Annotated in this window: 11 protein-coding genes; 3 read left to right on the forward strand and 8 right to left on the reverse strand. The window is 70.9% G+C overall.

Annotation, left to right across the window (positions count from 1 at the left end; all coding sequences use genetic code 11):
- The first annotated feature begins 7 nt into the window (after positions 1-7).
- On the forward strand, positions 8-640 hold the full coding sequence (locus IE262_RS21220; RefSeq protein WP_134038833.1) for a class I SAM-dependent methyltransferase: 633 nt from the start codon (positions 8-10) through the stop codon (positions 638-640).
- A gap of 117 nt (positions 641-757) precedes the next feature.
- On the opposite strand, the gene IE262_RS21225 is transcribed toward IE262_RS21220, so the two are convergent.
- From IE262_RS21225 to IE262_RS21235, 3 genes are read right to left on the reverse strand one after another with little or no spacing between them, the layout of a single operon-like run.
- Positions 758-1,528: an energy-coupling factor ABC transporter ATP-binding protein gene (locus tag IE262_RS21225; protein ID WP_189875639.1), complete on the reverse strand. Its 771-nt coding sequence runs from the start codon at positions 1,526-1,528 to the stop codon at positions 758-760.
- 11 nt (positions 1,529-1,539) lie between these two features.
- Entirely contained in the window at positions 1,540-2,301 is a 762-nt protein-coding gene (cbiQ, locus tag IE262_RS21230) for a cobalt ECF transporter T component CbiQ (protein ID WP_134038832.1), read from the reverse strand.
- 1 nt (position 2,302) lies between these two features.
- Positions 2,303-3,361, reverse strand: coding sequence for an energy-coupling factor ABC transporter permease (locus IE262_RS21235; RefSeq protein WP_189875641.1), 1,059 nt, complete (start codon positions 3,359-3,361; stop codon positions 2,303-2,305).
- 288 nt (positions 3,362-3,649) lie between these two features.
- Between IE262_RS21235 and IE262_RS21240 the strand changes: the two genes are divergently transcribed.
- Entirely contained in the window at positions 3,650-3,997 is a 348-nt protein-coding gene (locus IE262_RS21240) for an SsgA family sporulation/cell division regulator (protein ID WP_189875643.1), read from the forward strand.
- Between the two features lie 149 nt (positions 3,998-4,146).
- On the opposite strand, the gene IE262_RS21245 is transcribed toward IE262_RS21240, so the two are convergent.
- The 4 genes from IE262_RS21245 to IE262_RS21260 all read right to left on the reverse strand — a co-directional run bounded on the left by IE262_RS21245 (position 4,147) and on the right by IE262_RS21260 (position 9,955).
- The gene (locus IE262_RS21245; RefSeq protein ID WP_189875645.1) at positions 4,147-6,417 is read right to left on the reverse strand and encodes an MMPL family transporter; all 2,271 of its coding nucleotides are present in this window, start codon (positions 6,415-6,417) and stop codon (positions 4,147-4,149) included.
- A gap of 222 nt (positions 6,418-6,639) precedes the next feature.
- Entirely contained in the window at positions 6,640-7,239 is a 600-nt protein-coding gene (locus IE262_RS21250; protein WP_189875647.1) for a TetR/AcrR family transcriptional regulator, read from the reverse strand.
- Between the two features lie 230 nt (positions 7,240-7,469).
- A complete protein-coding gene (locus IE262_RS21255) occupies positions 7,470-8,459 on the reverse strand; it encodes an alpha/beta fold hydrolase (protein WP_189875649.1) in 990 nt (329 codons plus the stop codon).
- Positions 8,456-9,955 carry a flavin-containing monooxygenase gene (locus IE262_RS21260; RefSeq protein WP_308432774.1) on the reverse strand — a complete coding sequence of 500 codons (1,500 nt, stop codon included), beginning with the start codon at positions 9,953-9,955 and terminating at the stop codon, positions 8,456-8,458. The genes IE262_RS21255 and IE262_RS21260 overlap by 4 nt, the downstream gene beginning before the upstream one ends.
- Positions 9,956-10,310: 355 nt before the next feature.
- Between IE262_RS21260 and IE262_RS21265 the strand changes: the two genes are divergently transcribed.
- Entirely contained in the window at positions 10,311-10,958 is a 648-nt protein-coding gene (locus IE262_RS21265) for a MerR family transcriptional regulator (RefSeq protein WP_134038957.1), read from the forward strand.
- A 218-nt stretch (positions 10,959-11,176) separates the two neighbouring features.
- Here the strand turns inward: IE262_RS21265 and IE262_RS21270 are convergent, their stop codons facing one another.
- A complete protein-coding gene (locus IE262_RS21270; RefSeq protein WP_189875654.1) occupies positions 11,177-14,458 on the reverse strand; it encodes an AfsR/SARP family transcriptional regulator in 3,282 nt (1,093 codons plus the stop codon).
- Positions 14,459-14,626 lie beyond the last annotated feature (168 nt).

Below are 14,626 nucleotides of genomic sequence, written 5' to 3' on the forward strand. Positions count from 1 at the left end.
CCCGCAGATGACCAACGCCGGCAAGTCCGCGACCTTCTGGGAGAACCACTACTCCCGCCTCGACGACCAGTGGGGCACCCGGCCCAACGCCGTCCTCAAGGATCTTGTCACTGCCCTCACGCCCGCGCCCGGCACGGCCCTGGACCTGGGCTGCGGGCACGGCGGCGACGCGATCTGGCTCGCCACCCACGGCTGGGACGTCACCGCCGTCGACGTCGCGCAGACCGCCCTCGACCGCGTGGCCGCGGGGGCCAGGGCCACCGGCGTGTCCGACCGGGTGCACCCGGCTCGCCACGACCTGGCCGAGTCCTTCCCCGAGGGGCAGTTCGACCTGGTGAGCGCCGCCTACTTCCACACCCCCGTCGACATCCCCCGCGCCCTCGTGCTGCACCGCGCCGCGCAGGCGGTCGCCCCCGGCGGCCTGCTGATCGTCGTGGAGCACGCCTCCGTGGCGCCCTGGTCCTGGCAGGCCGGCCAGGACGTGCGCTTCCCCACCCCCGCCGAATCCCTCGCCTCGCTGCGCCTCGGCGACGGCTGGCACACCGAACGCTGCCACGCGCCCCAGCGCACCGCCACCGGCCCCCAGGGCCAGATCGCGACCGTCACCGACAACGTCCTCGCCCTGCGACGGACACCCTGACGACACACCCGCCCGTAACGGCTGCCCGGCTCGCCCGAGCCGGGCAGCCGTCGCGTCCATCGGCGGCGAGGTCCTACCGCTGTGCCCCGGCGGTTGCCGCAGCCGCGAGAACTTGCTTCACGCGCCCACGCTCACGGAACGCGGATCGAAGCCGAAGGGGAGCTCCAGACGGTGGGCGCGCATCAGGTCGTCGTCCGCGAGGAGTTCGCCGGTCCTCCCGTCCGCCGCGATCACGCCCTCGCTGAGGACCAGCGAGCGCGGGCACAGTTCGAGGGCGTAGGGCAGGTCGTGCGTGACCATGAGGACGGTGACGTCCAACGACCGCAGGATGTCGGCGAGTTCGCGCCGGGAGGCGGGGTCGAGGTTCGAGGACGGCTCGTCCAGGACGAGGATCTCCGGCTCCATCGCCAGCACCGTCGCCACGGCCACCCGGCGGCGCTGTCCGAAGGAGAGGTGGTGCGGCGGACGGTCCTTGAACTCCGCCATGCCGACCCGCGTCAGCGCCCGGTCCACGCGCGCCTCCAGTTCGGCGCCCTTCAGCCCGGCCGCCGCGGGCCCGAAGGCCACGTCCTCCCGTACGGACGGCATGAACAGCTGGTCGTCCGGGTCCTGGAAGACGATGCCGACGCGCCGCCGGATCTCGGCCATGTGCTGCCTGCCGACCGGGAGCCCGGCGACCCTCACCGTGCCGGCGCCCGCGGTGAGGATGCCGTTGAGGTGCAGCACGAGCGTGGTCTTGCCCGCGCCGTTCGGCCCGAGCAGCGCGACCCGCTCACCGCGGGCGAGGCTGAAGTCCACCCCGAACAGGGCCTGGTGGCCGTCGGGATAGGCGAACGCGAGCCCGGACACTTCGAGGGAGGGCACGGGGGTCACGGAATCCGTGGCCATGGATGATGAGGTCACAGGAACCATCCCAACAGACACACGACGAGGGCGGCGCACGGGAGGGCGAGGGCGTACGACCACTGCGCCCGGGACGCGGTCACCTCGTCGATCACGGGCATGGAGCCCGCGTACCCCCGGCTGATCATGGCCAGGTGCACGCGCTCGCCACGCTCGTAGGAGCGGATGAAGAGGGCGCCCGCGGACTTGGCGAGCACGCCCCAGTGCCGTACGCCCCTGGCCTCGAACCCGCGGGACTCGCGCGCGATCCGCATCCGCCGCATCTCGTCGGTGATCACGTCGCCGTAGCGGATCATGAAGGACGCGATCTGGACGAGGAGCGGGGGGAGGCGGAGCCGTTGCAGCCCGAGGAGGAGTTCGCGCAGTTCGGTGGTGGCGGCGAGGAGGACGGAGGCGGCGACGCCCAGGGTGCCCTTGGCGAGGACGTTCCAGGCGCCCCACAGGCCGTTCACGCTCAGCGACACACCGAGGACGTCGACGCGCTCGCCCTGCGCCACGAACGGCATCAGGACCGCGAAGGCCACGAACGGGATCTCGATCAGCAGCCTCTTCAGCAGGAAGGAGGCGGGCACGCGGGCCGCGTACGCGACCGTGCCGAGCAGCGCCGCGTACAGCGCGAACGCCCAGACCGCGGTACGCGGCGTGGACACCACGACCACCACGAACGCGAAGACGGCCGTCAGCTTGGTGTGCGGCGGCAGGGCGTGCACGGGCGAGTGCCCGTGACGGTAGAGCTTGTGCGCGTGGCCCGCCCCCATGTCAGGCGTTCCCGGGGATGTCGGACGTGGACGCCGGAGACGTGCCGCCGGTACGGCGCCTGCGGACGGCCCAGAAGACGCCGGTGCCGGCGACGACGGTGACGCCGACGCCGATCACGCCCGCGAGACCGCCGGAGAGGCGGCTGTCGGTGATGCCCTGCACGCCGTAGTCGGCCAGCGGGGAGTCGGCGGCCGCGTGGTCCTCGGCCTTGGCGTCGATGCCCTTGTCGGCGGCCACCTTCTCCAGGCCGTCGGGGTTGGCGGAGGCGTAGAAGCTGACGAATCCGGCGAGGAGGAGGGAGGTGACGAGGCCGGCGAGCAGCAGTTTGCGAGGGGATCGTGCCGCGACGGGCACGGGCTCGGCGGCCGGGGCGTCGACGAGTTCGCCGTTCACCCGCAGCTTCAGCGGAGCGGTCAGGCCGCGGGCGCCGTACACCAGGTCCGGCCGTACGGCGATGACGGCGCCGACCGTGAGCGCGGTGATGGTGGCCTCGCCGATGCCGATGAGGAGGTGGACGCCGACCATCGCGGTGAGGACCTGCCCGATCGGTACGTCCGTGGTGCCGCCGACGGCGTAGACGAGCGTGAAGGCGGCGGCGGCCGCGGGCACGGAGAGCAGGGCGGCGACGAAGGCCGAGACGGTGATGGAGGGCCGCTTCTTCGGCAGGACCTTCACCAGGGCGCGGAAGACGGCGTACCCGACGACGGTCGTCACGACGCCCATCACGGTGATGTTCACGCCGAGCGCGGTGAGGCCGCCGTCGGCGAACAGGATGCCCTGCATGAGCAGCACGACGGACAGACACAGGACGCCGGTGAAGGGGCCCACGAGTATCGCGGCGAGCGCCCCGCCCAGCAGATGCCCGCTGGTGCCCGCGGCGACCGGGAAGTTCAGCATCTGCGCGGCGAAGACGAACGCGGCGACCAGTCCGGCGAGCGGTGCTGTGCGCTCGTCCAGTTCACGCCGGGCGCCGCGCAGGCTCACGGCCACGGCGCCCGCCGCGACGACTCCGGCGGCCGCCGAGACGGGGGCGTTGATGAATCCGTCGGGCACATGCATGGGAGGGCTCGCTCTCCTGCTCGGGGTCGGGCCGCGATCGGCTGGTGTCGACTGTGTCGGCTGTCTCGGCTGTGTACGGTTCGGCGGGCCGGCTGGAACCGTACGATGATAGAGCCTTGTTGCGAACCTTTCGCAAGAGCGCACAGCAGCCAATAACCTGCACGCCCGAAGATCATCCCCGGCCGGGCTGCGCAAAATATGCGACATTGGACAAATAGCGGAATCGCAGCTGCGGAACGCGCCCGCGGGATGTTCCGCTTGGGTCGCTCAGCGCAAGGGAGCCGTCCGATGTCCGTTGTCGAGCAGTACGCACGAGCCCACGTCGTCACGGACTCCGTGGGGTCCGAGGACACGGTGCGTGTGCTCCTCCGCTACGACTCCGAGGCCGATCCGCGCTCCGTCCACGTCAACCTCCCCGGTATCCACGAGGGACCCCAGGACTGGCAGGTCTCCCGTGACCTCATGGAACGCGGCCTGCGCACCCCCGCCAGCAGCGGCGCCGTGAGCATGTGGCCCTGCGGCCGCGTCCAGGCGATCATGGAGTTCCACTCGGCCGAGGGCGTGGAGGTCATGCAGTTCGACGCGAAGACCCTGATCCGCTTTCTCCGCCGGACGTACATGACGGGGACCGCCTGACACCGCCTCGACGGTCCTCGACGACGAGGAAGCCGGTGAGGGCGCCCCGTCCCCACGGAGCCCTCACCGGCTGGTCCACTGCGGTGGCCGTCGCGTCAGACGCGTACGTCAGACGTGTGCGTCAGAACGGGTGCGTCAGACCGGGCGCTTCAAACATGTGCCAGCTTCCGCTGCCCGTCCGGGTCCGCGTCGCCGCCCTCGGAGCCGGAGCCGGTGCGCTCGGATTCCTTGCGCAGGCCCTCACCCTCGACGTCCACGTTCGGCAGCGCCCGGTCCAGCCACTTCGGGAGCCACCAGGCCTTCTTGCCCAGCAGCGCGAGCACCGCGGGGACGATGGCCATGCGGACGATGACGGCGTCGAAGAAGACGGCGATGGCGAGGCCGAAGCCGATCATCTTGACCATCGACTCGCTGGAGCCGATGAAGCCCGCGAAGACCGCCATCATGATGACCGCCGCGGCCGTGACGACCCGGGCGCCGTGCTGGAAGCCGGTGACCACCGCCTGGGTGGGCTTCTCCCCGTGGACGTACGCCTCGCGCATGCGGGTCACGAGGAAGACCTCGTAGTCCATCGCGAGGCCGAAGACGATGCCCACCATGAAGATCGGCATCATCGACATGATCGGGCCGGTCTCCTCGATGCCCAGCGCACCCGCCAGCCAACCCCACTGGAAGACCGCGACCACGGCGCCCAGCGCCGCCAGCACGCTCAGCAGGAAGCCGAGGGCTGCCTTCAGCGGGACCAGGATCGAGCGGAAGACCACGATGAGGAGGAGGAAGGCGAGGCCCACCACCAGCGCGAGGTAAGGGATCAGCGCGTCGTTCAGCTTCTGGGACACGTCGATGTTCATCGCCGTGGTGCCCGTCACCACGGCGTTCGCCTGCGTGTCCGTCCTGATGTCCGCGCCGGCGGCACGGATCTCGTGCACCAGGTTCTCGGTCTTCGCCGAGGACGGCTTGGAGTCCGGGATCACCGTGAGCATCGCGGTGTCCCCGGCCTTGTTGAACATCGCCGGGCTCACCGACACGACGCCCTTGATGTCCTTGACCGTGTCGGACACGTCCGTGACGGCGGCCTTGGGGTCGTCACTGGACTTCGCGTCGACCACGACCATCAGCGGACCGTTGAAGCCGGGACCGAATCCCTCGGACAGCAGGTCGTACGCGCGGCGCTGGGTCGTGGAGGTGGGCTGGGAGCCGTCGTCCGGGAGACCCAGTTCCAGGTCGCTCGCCGGGACGGCGACCGCGCCCAGGCCGACGATGCCGACGAGGAGGACGGCGACGGGACGGCGCACGACGAAGCCGGCCCAGCGGGCGCCCAGCTTCGGCTTGACCGGTTTCGACACGTCCCCCTGGGTGTCGGCAGCCTTCTTCTCGGCCCGGCCGCCGCCCATCCACCGGGCCTTCCTGCCCGCGGGCTGGATCCTGCGGCCCGCGTAACCGAGGAGCGCCGGGGTCATCGTCAGCGCGATGAGGACGGCGACGGCGACCGTGCCCGCCGCCGCGAGGCCCATCTTCGTCAGCATCGGGACCTGGACGACCGACAGACCGGCCAGCGCGATCACGACCGTGAGGCCCGCGAAGACCACCGCCGAGCCCGCGGTGCCGGCGGCCCGGCCGACCGCCTCCTCGCGGTCGTGGCCCTCGGCCAGTTCGCCGCGGTAACGGGAGACGATGAACAGGGCGTAGTCGATGCCGACGGCGAGGCCGAGCATCGCGGCCAGGGTGGAGGTGGTGGAGCCCAGATCCAGTGTGCTCGCCAGCGCCATGATCGACGCGACGCCGATGCCCACACCGATCACGGCGGTCAGCAGCGGCAGCCCGGCCGCCACGAGCGAACCGAGGGTGACGACTAGGACGACCGCGGCGACCGCGATGCCGATGATCTCCGTGGTCCCGGTCGAGGGCGCCGCTTGCAGCGCGTCACCGCCCACCTCGACGGTCAGCCCGGTGTCACGCGCGTTCTGCGCGGCCTTCTCCAGGGCGTCCCGCGACGCATCCTCCAGTTCCATGCCGGCGACCTTGTATCCCACCTGCGCGTACGCGATGGTCCCGTCCTGCGAGACCGAGCGGGTCAGATACGGGTCGCTGACGGAGGTGACTTCGGAGCCGGTGCCCAGTTCCTTGACCGTCTGCTCGACGGCCGCCTTGTTGCCGGCGTCCGTCATCTTCTCGCCCGAGGGCGCCTTGAACACGACACGCGCGGTCGCACCGTCGGCACTGGAGCCGGGGAAGCGCTGTTCCAGCAGGTCGAACGCCTTCTGCGCCTCGGTGCCGGGGATGGAGAAGGACGTGGAGCCCGCGGGGGGCGCGGAGGCGGCGCCGACGCCCGCGAGCGTCAGCAGGGCCACCCAGATCAGGGCGACGAAATGCCGTCGCCGGAAGGCGAGTCGGCCGAGTTTGTAGAGGAATGTGGCCACGGGGGCGTACTCCCGTTCAGGTCGTGGATGAGCATGCGGGCAGGGGAGATCAGCCCGTACGAGGGCAGGGGTGATCGACTCGCGGGGAGGCGGGGTCGGTGTGCCCGTGCGGGGACAGGGCTGATCAGCCCGACGACGTGAGCGGTCGCGTCAGGTGGTACTCAGCTGCCGGCCAGGCAGTGACTTCGGGGCTTTTCAGTGGTTTTGAGGTTTTCAGGGGTATCAGTGGGTTCGCACGCCGAGGGCGGGGAGGATCACGGCGTCGATGTACGAACAGATGAACTCCTGCGTCGGCGGCAGCTCGTCGAGCAGCGTCCGGGTGACGAAGGCACCCAGCATCATGTGCACCACGTACTCGATCGCCGGACTGTCCGCGGGGACCTCCCCGCGGTCGACGGCACGCTGGACCACCCGGCGGAACTCCGTCGTCTCCGGATCGACGAGGAACTCCCGGAAGGCCTGAAGCAGTTCGGGGTTCGTGTGCACCGCCATGAACAGGCCCCGCATCAGCGCGGAGTTCTGTTCGATGACGCAGTCGTCCGCACGCCCGATGAGGGCGTGGAGATCGCCTCTCAGCGACCCGGTGTCGACGTCGGCGAAGCCGCCCGGCTTGCTGAATCGCATCGCCTTCGCGACCAGTTCGGCCTTGCCGCCCCACTGGCGGTAGAGGGTGGCCTTGCTGGAGCGGGTGCGGGCGGCCACGGCGTCCATGGTCAGGGCGTCGTAGCCGACTTCCCGGAGCAGATCGAGCACGGCCGTGTAGAGCTCGGCCTCGCGCTCGGGCGTGATCCGACTGCGGCGCACCGTCGCGGTCTCAGTCATCCCACTCTCCTCTTTCCCACTCCGCGTTCGGGGGCGGCCCGGGGACAGCCTAGTGGGAGCACTGCCGCCCGACACCGTTCCGAACGAAACGGTTTCGTACACTCACGACGATACCCCAGGACTCAGCGAAACGAAACGGTTTCGTACGTGTCCTGGGTCACGCGGTGCCGTGGTGCGGTGGTGCCGTCATGAGGCTGCCGGGGGCCGGCCCCCTCCCCCTCCCCCGCCGCTCACGCACTCGCCTCCTCGCCGACCCCGACACCTCCCGTATCAATGCCGGTACCGTCCCCCGCGATGACACCGCTCGCACTCGTGACATACGTGGTGACGAGCTCCCTGATCCGCGAGCACACCAGCTCGGGCGCCTCCATCGGCGTCATGTGCCCGACGCCCGTCAGTTCGGTGAGGCCGACGCACTCCGGCAGCGCGGCGGCTATGGCGCGCGCGTGCACGGGCGGGGTCAGCCGGTCCGACGTACCGGTGACGACGGCCGTGGGCACCCGCAACTCCCGTACGCCGGCGTCGAGGTCGAGCAGATCGAGCACGTGCGCCCAGGTGTAGCGCACCCGGCTCGGACAGGCGTGCGCGATACGTGCGCACGCCTCGACCATCAGCGGCGACGCACCGGCGCCCATCGTCCCGTACTTGAGGATCGCCTTGGCGACCGGTGTGACCGGCCCGAGCGGAAACCGGAAGCCGAGGAGCTTCCGGGTGAGCCAGGCACGCAGCCGTCCCGCACGGATCGGGACGACGAGTGACTCGGCGACGAGGTTCGAACTGCCCGTGCTGAGCAGCAGGGCCGCCACGATGTGCTCCCGGAACGCCGGCCGGGCGGAGGCGGCCATCACGGTCATTCCACCCATGGAGTGGCCCGCGACCACGGCCCGTTCACCGGGTGCGAGCGTGACCCTCAGCACCGCCTCCAGGTCGTCGGCGAGCGTGTCCGTGCTGCACATGGTGGCGGCCGGGCTGCGTCCGTGGCCGCGCTGGTCGTAGGCGATCACCCGGTGGTCGACGGACAGGTCCCGGATCTGCGCCGCCCAGAAGGCGGTCGAGCAGGTCCAGCCATGGGCGAGCACCACGGCGGGCGCGGCGGTGTCGTCGACGGGACCGTGCACCTCCACATGCAGCCGGGCGCCGTCGGCGGAGACCGCGGTCACCTCCCGTACGGGGACGGGCGGAGCGAACGGGCCGCTCTTCACACTCATCAGTCGGGTCACGCTCCTGCCTCCGTCTTCCTCGTCTTCGTCGCCTTCGCTGTCTTCGTTGTCTCCCGCAGCACCTCGTACTCGTCCAGGTGCACGCGGCGCGTGGCGCTCCGGAACTCCGTCGTCGTGCCCGGCCAGATGGTCGTGTTGCGGCCGCTCGCGTCGAGGTACCAGCTGGTGCAGCCGCCCGTGCTCCACACGGTGCGCTTCATGCGTTCCTGGACCCTGAGGTTCCAGGCGGTGACGGCGGCCGGGCGGGCGTCGAGGGCGACGCGTCCGCCGAGCGCCCCCAACTGCCGCAGGAAATCGACCATGTAGTTCAGCTGGGACTCGATCACCAGGATCATGCTGGAATTCCCGAGTCCCGTGTTGGGACCGATGATCGTCAACCAGTTGGGGAAACCGGCGGCGGAGGCTCCGCGCAGGGACCGCATGCCGCTCTCCGCCCAGGTGTCGGCGAGCGTGCGCCCGTCCGCGCCCACGACCCGTTCGGCGATGGGCATGTCGGTGACGTGGAAGCCAGTGCCGAACACGATGGCGTCGACCTCGGCGCGGGTGCCGTCGGCGGCGACGACGGTGGAGCCGTCGATCTCGGCGAGTGAGGAGGCCACGACGTCGACGTTGGGCCGCGTCAGTGCCGGGTAGTAGGTGTTCGACAGCAGGATGCGCTTGCAGCCCAAGCGGTAGTCGGGCGTGAGTTTCGCGCGCAGGGCCGGGTCCTTGACGGCACGGGCCATGTTCCGCTTGGCCATGCGCTCGACCAGGCCCAGCTCACCCGGGTGCCGGGTGAACGCCTGCACCTGCACCTCCCGTACCCCCCACAGGAATCCTCGCCTGAGCCGCGTGGTGAAGGGCAGGTGCCGGTGCAGTCGGCGCTCGATGCCGCTGATGGCGCGGTCGACGCGGGGCATCACCCAGGGCGGGGTGCGCTGGAAGAGAGTGAGGCGGCCGACCCGTGGCTGGATCTCGGGCACGATCTGGATGGCGGACGCGCCCGTGCCGACCACCGCGACCCGCTTGCCGCGCAGGTCGTAGTCGTGGTCCCAGCGGGCCGAGTGGAAGACCTTGCCGGGGAAGGAGTCGATCCCGGGAACGTCGGGAATCCTGGGGTCGGAGAGTGGGCCGGTGGCGGAGACGACGACATCGGCGCACAGCCGGCCACTGCTGGTCTCGATGTCCCACCAGAGCCGCTCGCTGTTCCATGTCATCCGCTTCACCTCGGAGTTGAAGCGGATGTGCGGGCGAAGCCGGAAGACGTCCGCGACGTGGTCGAGATAGGCGCGGATGTGCTCCTGCCCGGAGAAGGTGCGCGGCCAGTCGGGATTGGGCGCGAAGGAGAACGAATAGAGATGGGACGGCACGTCACAGGCGCAGCCCGGGTAGCTGTTGTCGCGCCAGGTGCCGCCTACGGAGTCGGCCCGTTCCAGGACGACGAAGTCGGTGACGCCGGCGCGCCGCAGCCGCACGGCGGCGCCCAGCCCGCCGAACCCGGTGCCGACGACGGCCACCCGCACATGCTCGCCCCCGTGCTCAACTCCACACCCATCGCGCCCATGAGGCCCACTAAGTCCGTTACGTCCATCAAGCCCGTTATGCCGGTCAGGACCGCTGGACCCGTCACCCCTGCGATCGCTCCGCTGCCCCCGTTCCCACCCCCGCTCCTGCCCCTGCTCGGCCATCCCGACGCCTCCTTGCCTCGCACCGGCCGCGCCACCACGCCAGTGAACACTGGCGCAATGGGGAGGGTAGGGCAGGACCGTACTGCTGGGTAGGGGCGGAGCCAACGAAGTTACTTTCAGCACAACATAGGCTTCTGTCGTGGCTGACCGAACGGGAGAACACGGCGGACGACGCGAGTACCGCATGGAGGAACTGGCCGAGGTGGCCGGAATCACCGTACGCACCGTGCGCTTCTACCGGGAGCGCAAGCTGATCCCGCCACCCCGCCGCGAGGGCCGTATCGCCTGGTACGACGACACGCACCTGACCCGCCTGCGCACCATCGCGGCCCTCCTGGAACGCGGCCACACCCTGAGCGGCATAGCCGAACTCGCCGAGGCCTTCGACCACGGCCGCGACGTGGCCGAACTGCTCGGCCTGGGCGCCCCCTCCGAGGAGGTGCCGGTCCGGCTCTCCCCCGAAGAACTCGCCGACCACTTCGGCGGCCAGGCGACCCCCGGGAACCTCGCGGCCGCCCTGGACCTCGGCTATCTCGGCACCGACGGCGGCGAGATCGTCCACGTCAGCCGCCGACTCCTGGACGCCTCGGCGGCCCTGGTCCGCGAGGGCCTCCCGCTCGCCGACGTGCTGGCGGCCGCCCAACGCGTCCGGTCCCACGCCGACGCACTGGCCGAACTCTTCACCGAACTCGTCCTCGCGCAGCCCGGCCGGACCACCGAGGACCTCCAGAGGCTGCGGCCGCTGGCCAAGAGCGTGGTGGAGGCGGAGGTGTCGATGGCGCTGGACCGACGGTTGCAGCAGTCGACATATAAACAAAGGCAAGATGGCTGACGGCAGCCCCCGCAATCACGCGTTCGAGTAGCGACAGCCGTTTCGATCATCCACCCCAGATGCACTAATGTGACTGTCGCACAGACGGTTCCGTTTCACAGCTTGCTCGTATCGGGAGAGAAGTGCGTACCTTCTCAGTTCTGTTCTGCACCGCCACCATTCTGGTCATGAACATGACCGCAGCGCACGCCGAGTGCATATGGTAGCCCCACCGGCATTCAGGAGCCGGTAGCACCCCAGTCACCGAACAGGCGGTCCAGTTCAGCCGCCTCCCCGTCCGCCCCGAGCCTCCGGTACATCGTCAGCGCACGTTTCGCGTGGGCCAGGGCGGACGGGGTGTTGTGCATACGGAGATACACCCGGGAAATACCGGCCAGCGCGCGTGCCGCGCACAGCGAATAATTGTGCTCGCGCGCTATCGCCAGCGCGTTCCGGTACGTTTCGAGCGCGGCACCCAACCGTCCCTCCGTGTACTGCGTTTCGGCAATTCCGAGGAGGGCTCTTTGCCTTTCGTACGAGTTGTCAATACGGCGGGCGACCTCCTCCGCCGCACGGAAGTGATCGAGCGCCTCCTCCACGTGTCCGGAACCGGCATACGTCTCGCCCAGGCAGATGAGGGTGTTGACCTCGCCGATGGCGTCCCCGCCGGCCCGGTGGCTGGCCAAGGCCCGCCGGAAACAGGCGAGCGCCCGCCCCGGCTGACCCGTGGCGTGGTACACGGCACCGAGGTTGGTGTCGAGGATCGCGCGTTCCTTCTTCCCGCCGACCTCGCGCATCAGAACCAGCGCCCGCTCGTAGTGATCGCGGGCCTCCTCGTGGAGCCCCAGCGCGAGCCGGATGTCCCCCAAGTTGTTCCACGCGACGGCCTCGCCGTGACGGTCGTGCAGTTCCTGGTTGATGCCGAGCATGGTCCGGAAGCAGTGTGTCGCCTCGGCGTACTCCGCGCGGTGCACCCGTGCAGTGCCCTGCACGTTCAGCGTCGCGGCCACCCCGTGCCGGTCGCCGACCGCGCGGTAGAGCACGAGGGCCCGGTCCAGCTCCCGCAAACACGCCTCTCCCCGGCCGGCCCCCAAATGGGCCCGGCCCATCTCGAACAGGGCCTCGGCACGGCCCTGTGGGTCGGCGAGGCCCTCGAACAGGGTCAGCGCCTCGGTCGCCGCGGCGAGGGCCGCGCTGTGGTTCTCACGGGCCAGGACACTCGCCTGCTCCACCAGGGTCTGGGCGAGGGCCGGGCGGTCGCCGCCCGAGCGGAGTGCGCTGAGGGCAGCGGCGTGGAGTTCGGCGGTGATGTCGCGCGTGCCCCAGTGTCCGAGGGAGTGAGCGAGGACATGGGGGAACAGGGCGGCGAACTCCGGAAACTCCGCCGCGGCCATACGCGCCACCGCCAGCAGGTTGCCGCGCTCCACGTTCAGCCAGACCGACGCCCCGTCGGCGGCGGATTCCGTGTGAGGGCCCCCAGGGCCTGTCGTCGAACTCCCCTCGTCCGCCCGGAGGGCGGGCGCGGGGCAGGCGGGCGTTTGACGACAGGCCCTGGCGAAGCCGGGTGTGATCGGTGCCGTCAGCTCCGGCGGGACGTGCCGTCTGCGCCGCCGCGGGTGGGCGAGCCGGTCGGCGTGGTCGGCGGCCGTGAGGTAGTACGACACCAGGCGCCGCGAGGCCGCACGGCGCTCCGGTGGCGGGTCCTCCCCGCGGCTCAGGCGGTCCCCGAACGCCCGGACCAGATCATGGAGTTGATAGCGGTCCCGGACCCGTTCGTCGAGGAGGTGACGGTCCAGCAGTGCGTCGGCCGCGCGCCGGAGCACGCCCGGCTCGACGTCCCCCGAGAGGGCCATCGCGGCCTCCAGGGGGATGTCGGGGCCCGGGTGCAGGGCCAGCAGGCGGAAAAGCCGCCGCGCGGACTCGTCGAGGTCGGCGTAGGACAGCTGCAGGGCGGCGGCGACGCGCTCGTCGAACTCGTCCAGCCGGTCGGTGGCCCCATCCAGCCGGTCCGCTACGTACTCCAGGTCCCAGGTGTCCCGGTGCCGGAACCGGCTCGCGTGCAACTGCAGAGCGAGTGGGTGGCACCCACACAGTTCCACAACGCGGCGCAGCGTCGCGGTGTCGGAGACCCGGGCCGCCCCCGCGATCCGGGCGAAGAGCGAGGCGGCCTCGGACACGGACAGCACGTCCAGGTGCAGGGACGTGGCGCCGTCCAGTTCGGCGAGCCGGTTGCGGCTGGCCACGAGCGCGTGGCAGTCCGGCGAGCCGGGCAGCAGCGGCCGAACCTGCTCGGCGTCCCGGGCGTTGTCGAGCACGACCAGGACCCGGTGCTGCGCGGTCCACTCCCGCCAGCGCGCGGCCCGCTCGTCGAGTGTGACGGGCAGCGGATCGGGGACGCCGACGGCGTGCAACAGGAACGCGAGGGCGTCCGCGGGATCGTACGGCGGCTGGTCGCTGTAGGCGCGCAGGTCCACGTAGAACTGGCCGTCCGGGTAGCGGTCACGCATCCGATGCGCGGCGTGGACGATCAGCGCGGTCTTGCCGATGCCGGGCATTCCGTGCACGACGGTGACGGGCAGCGCCGTCCCGTTGCCGTCGGGGACGGGCTCGGCGAGCAGGATGTCGAGTTCCCCCGTGCGACCGGTGAAGTCCCGTGTGCTCCGCGGCAGGCTGCTCCCCAAGGGAGCGACGGAGCGGTCCGGCGCCCGTCCGGCGGCGCCCGGTCCGGCCCCCGGCACCACGGCAGCCGGGCCGGGCTCCCGCAGGGTGGGGTCCTGGCTGAGGATACGGCTCTGCAGTGCCTGGAGTTCGGCACCCGGATCGATGCCGAGTTCCTCGCTCAGGTGGCGCCGCGTCGTGCGGTACACGGCCAGGGCCTCCCCGTCCCTGCCGGACCGGTACAGGGCCAGCATCAGCGCGGCGACGGCCTGTTGGGCCAGCGGGTTCAGGGAGACGAGCTCGTGGAGTTCGCCCAGGAGGTCGGCGTGCCGACCGAGTTCCAGCTCCAGCCGGATGCGCTCCTCCCGTACCCGGCGGTGGTCCTCGGTCAGCCGCGCTCGCGCGGAGGCGGCCCAGCCCCCGGTGAACTCCGCGAACGGCTCCCCGCGCCACAGTGACTCCGCCGTGTGCAGCAGACCTACGGCGTGCTCCCGGTCACCGCGCCCAGCGGCCGCGCGGGCCTCGGCGCGCAGCCGCTGGAGCCGTACCAGGTCCACGTCGTCCGCGTGCTCGACGCGCAGCCGGTAGCGGCGGGGCGACGGGCGTTCGAGGACCGCCAGTCCACCGACCGCGCGCCGCAGTCTGCTGCGCAGCCGGGAGAGATAGGTCTGCAGAGTCTCCACGGCGGTCACGGGCGGTTCGTCGTCGTCCCAGACGCGTTCGACGAGCGTGTCGATGGCGACCGGATCCCCCCGGGCGTACAGCAGCACCGCCAGGACGCTGCGCTCCTTCAGAGATCCGAGCGGGTACTGCCGTCCCTGGTGCCACAGTTCGAGCGGCCCCAGCGCAAGAAGGTCCACCACTTCCCCCAGGTGGTTCCGCTTCGCCCAAGTCTCACTGTCGCGGCCGTGCCAGGCAGAGCAGAGGGGCGGAGCGGGGCGCACAGTCGCGTGGAGGGGCGCACGAAGCGGAGTGACGGAGCCGGGCACGGGAGAGTGCAAGTTTTCTGCAAGCCCACCGTCCAGCCGCCC

The organism is Streptomyces bluensis (assembly GCF_014650715.1).
Lineage (GTDB): Bacteria > Actinomycetota > Actinomycetes > Streptomycetales > Streptomycetaceae > Streptomyces > Streptomyces bluensis.

Bases quoted from the DNA above. Each gene is read 5' to 3' on its own strand.
- IE262_RS21250 (WP_189875647.1), bottom strand. From the start codon at position 7,239: ATGACTGAGACCGCGACGGTGCGCCGCAGTCGGATCACGCCCGAGCGC.
- IE262_RS21235 (WP_189875641.1), bottom strand. From the start codon at position 3,361: ATGCATGTGCCCGACGGATTCATCAACGCCCCCGTCTCGGCGGCCGCC.
- IE262_RS21240 (WP_189875643.1), top strand. From the start codon at position 3,650: ATGTCCGTTGTCGAGCAGTACGCACGAGCCCACGTCGTCACGGACTCC.
- IE262_RS21265 (WP_134038957.1), top strand. From the start codon at position 10,311: ATGGAGGAACTGGCCGAGGTGGCCGGAATCACCGTACGCACCGTGCGC.
- IE262_RS21225 (WP_189875639.1), bottom strand. From the start codon at position 1,528: ATGGCCACGGATTCCGTGACCCCCGTGCCCTCCCTCGAAGTGTCCGGG.
- cbiQ (WP_134038832.1), bottom strand. From the start codon at position 2,301: ATGGGGGCGGGCCACGCGCACAAGCTCTACCGTCACGGGCACTCGCCC.
- IE262_RS21220 (WP_134038833.1), top strand. From the start codon at position 8: ATGACCAACGCCGGCAAGTCCGCGACCTTCTGGGAGAACCACTACTCC.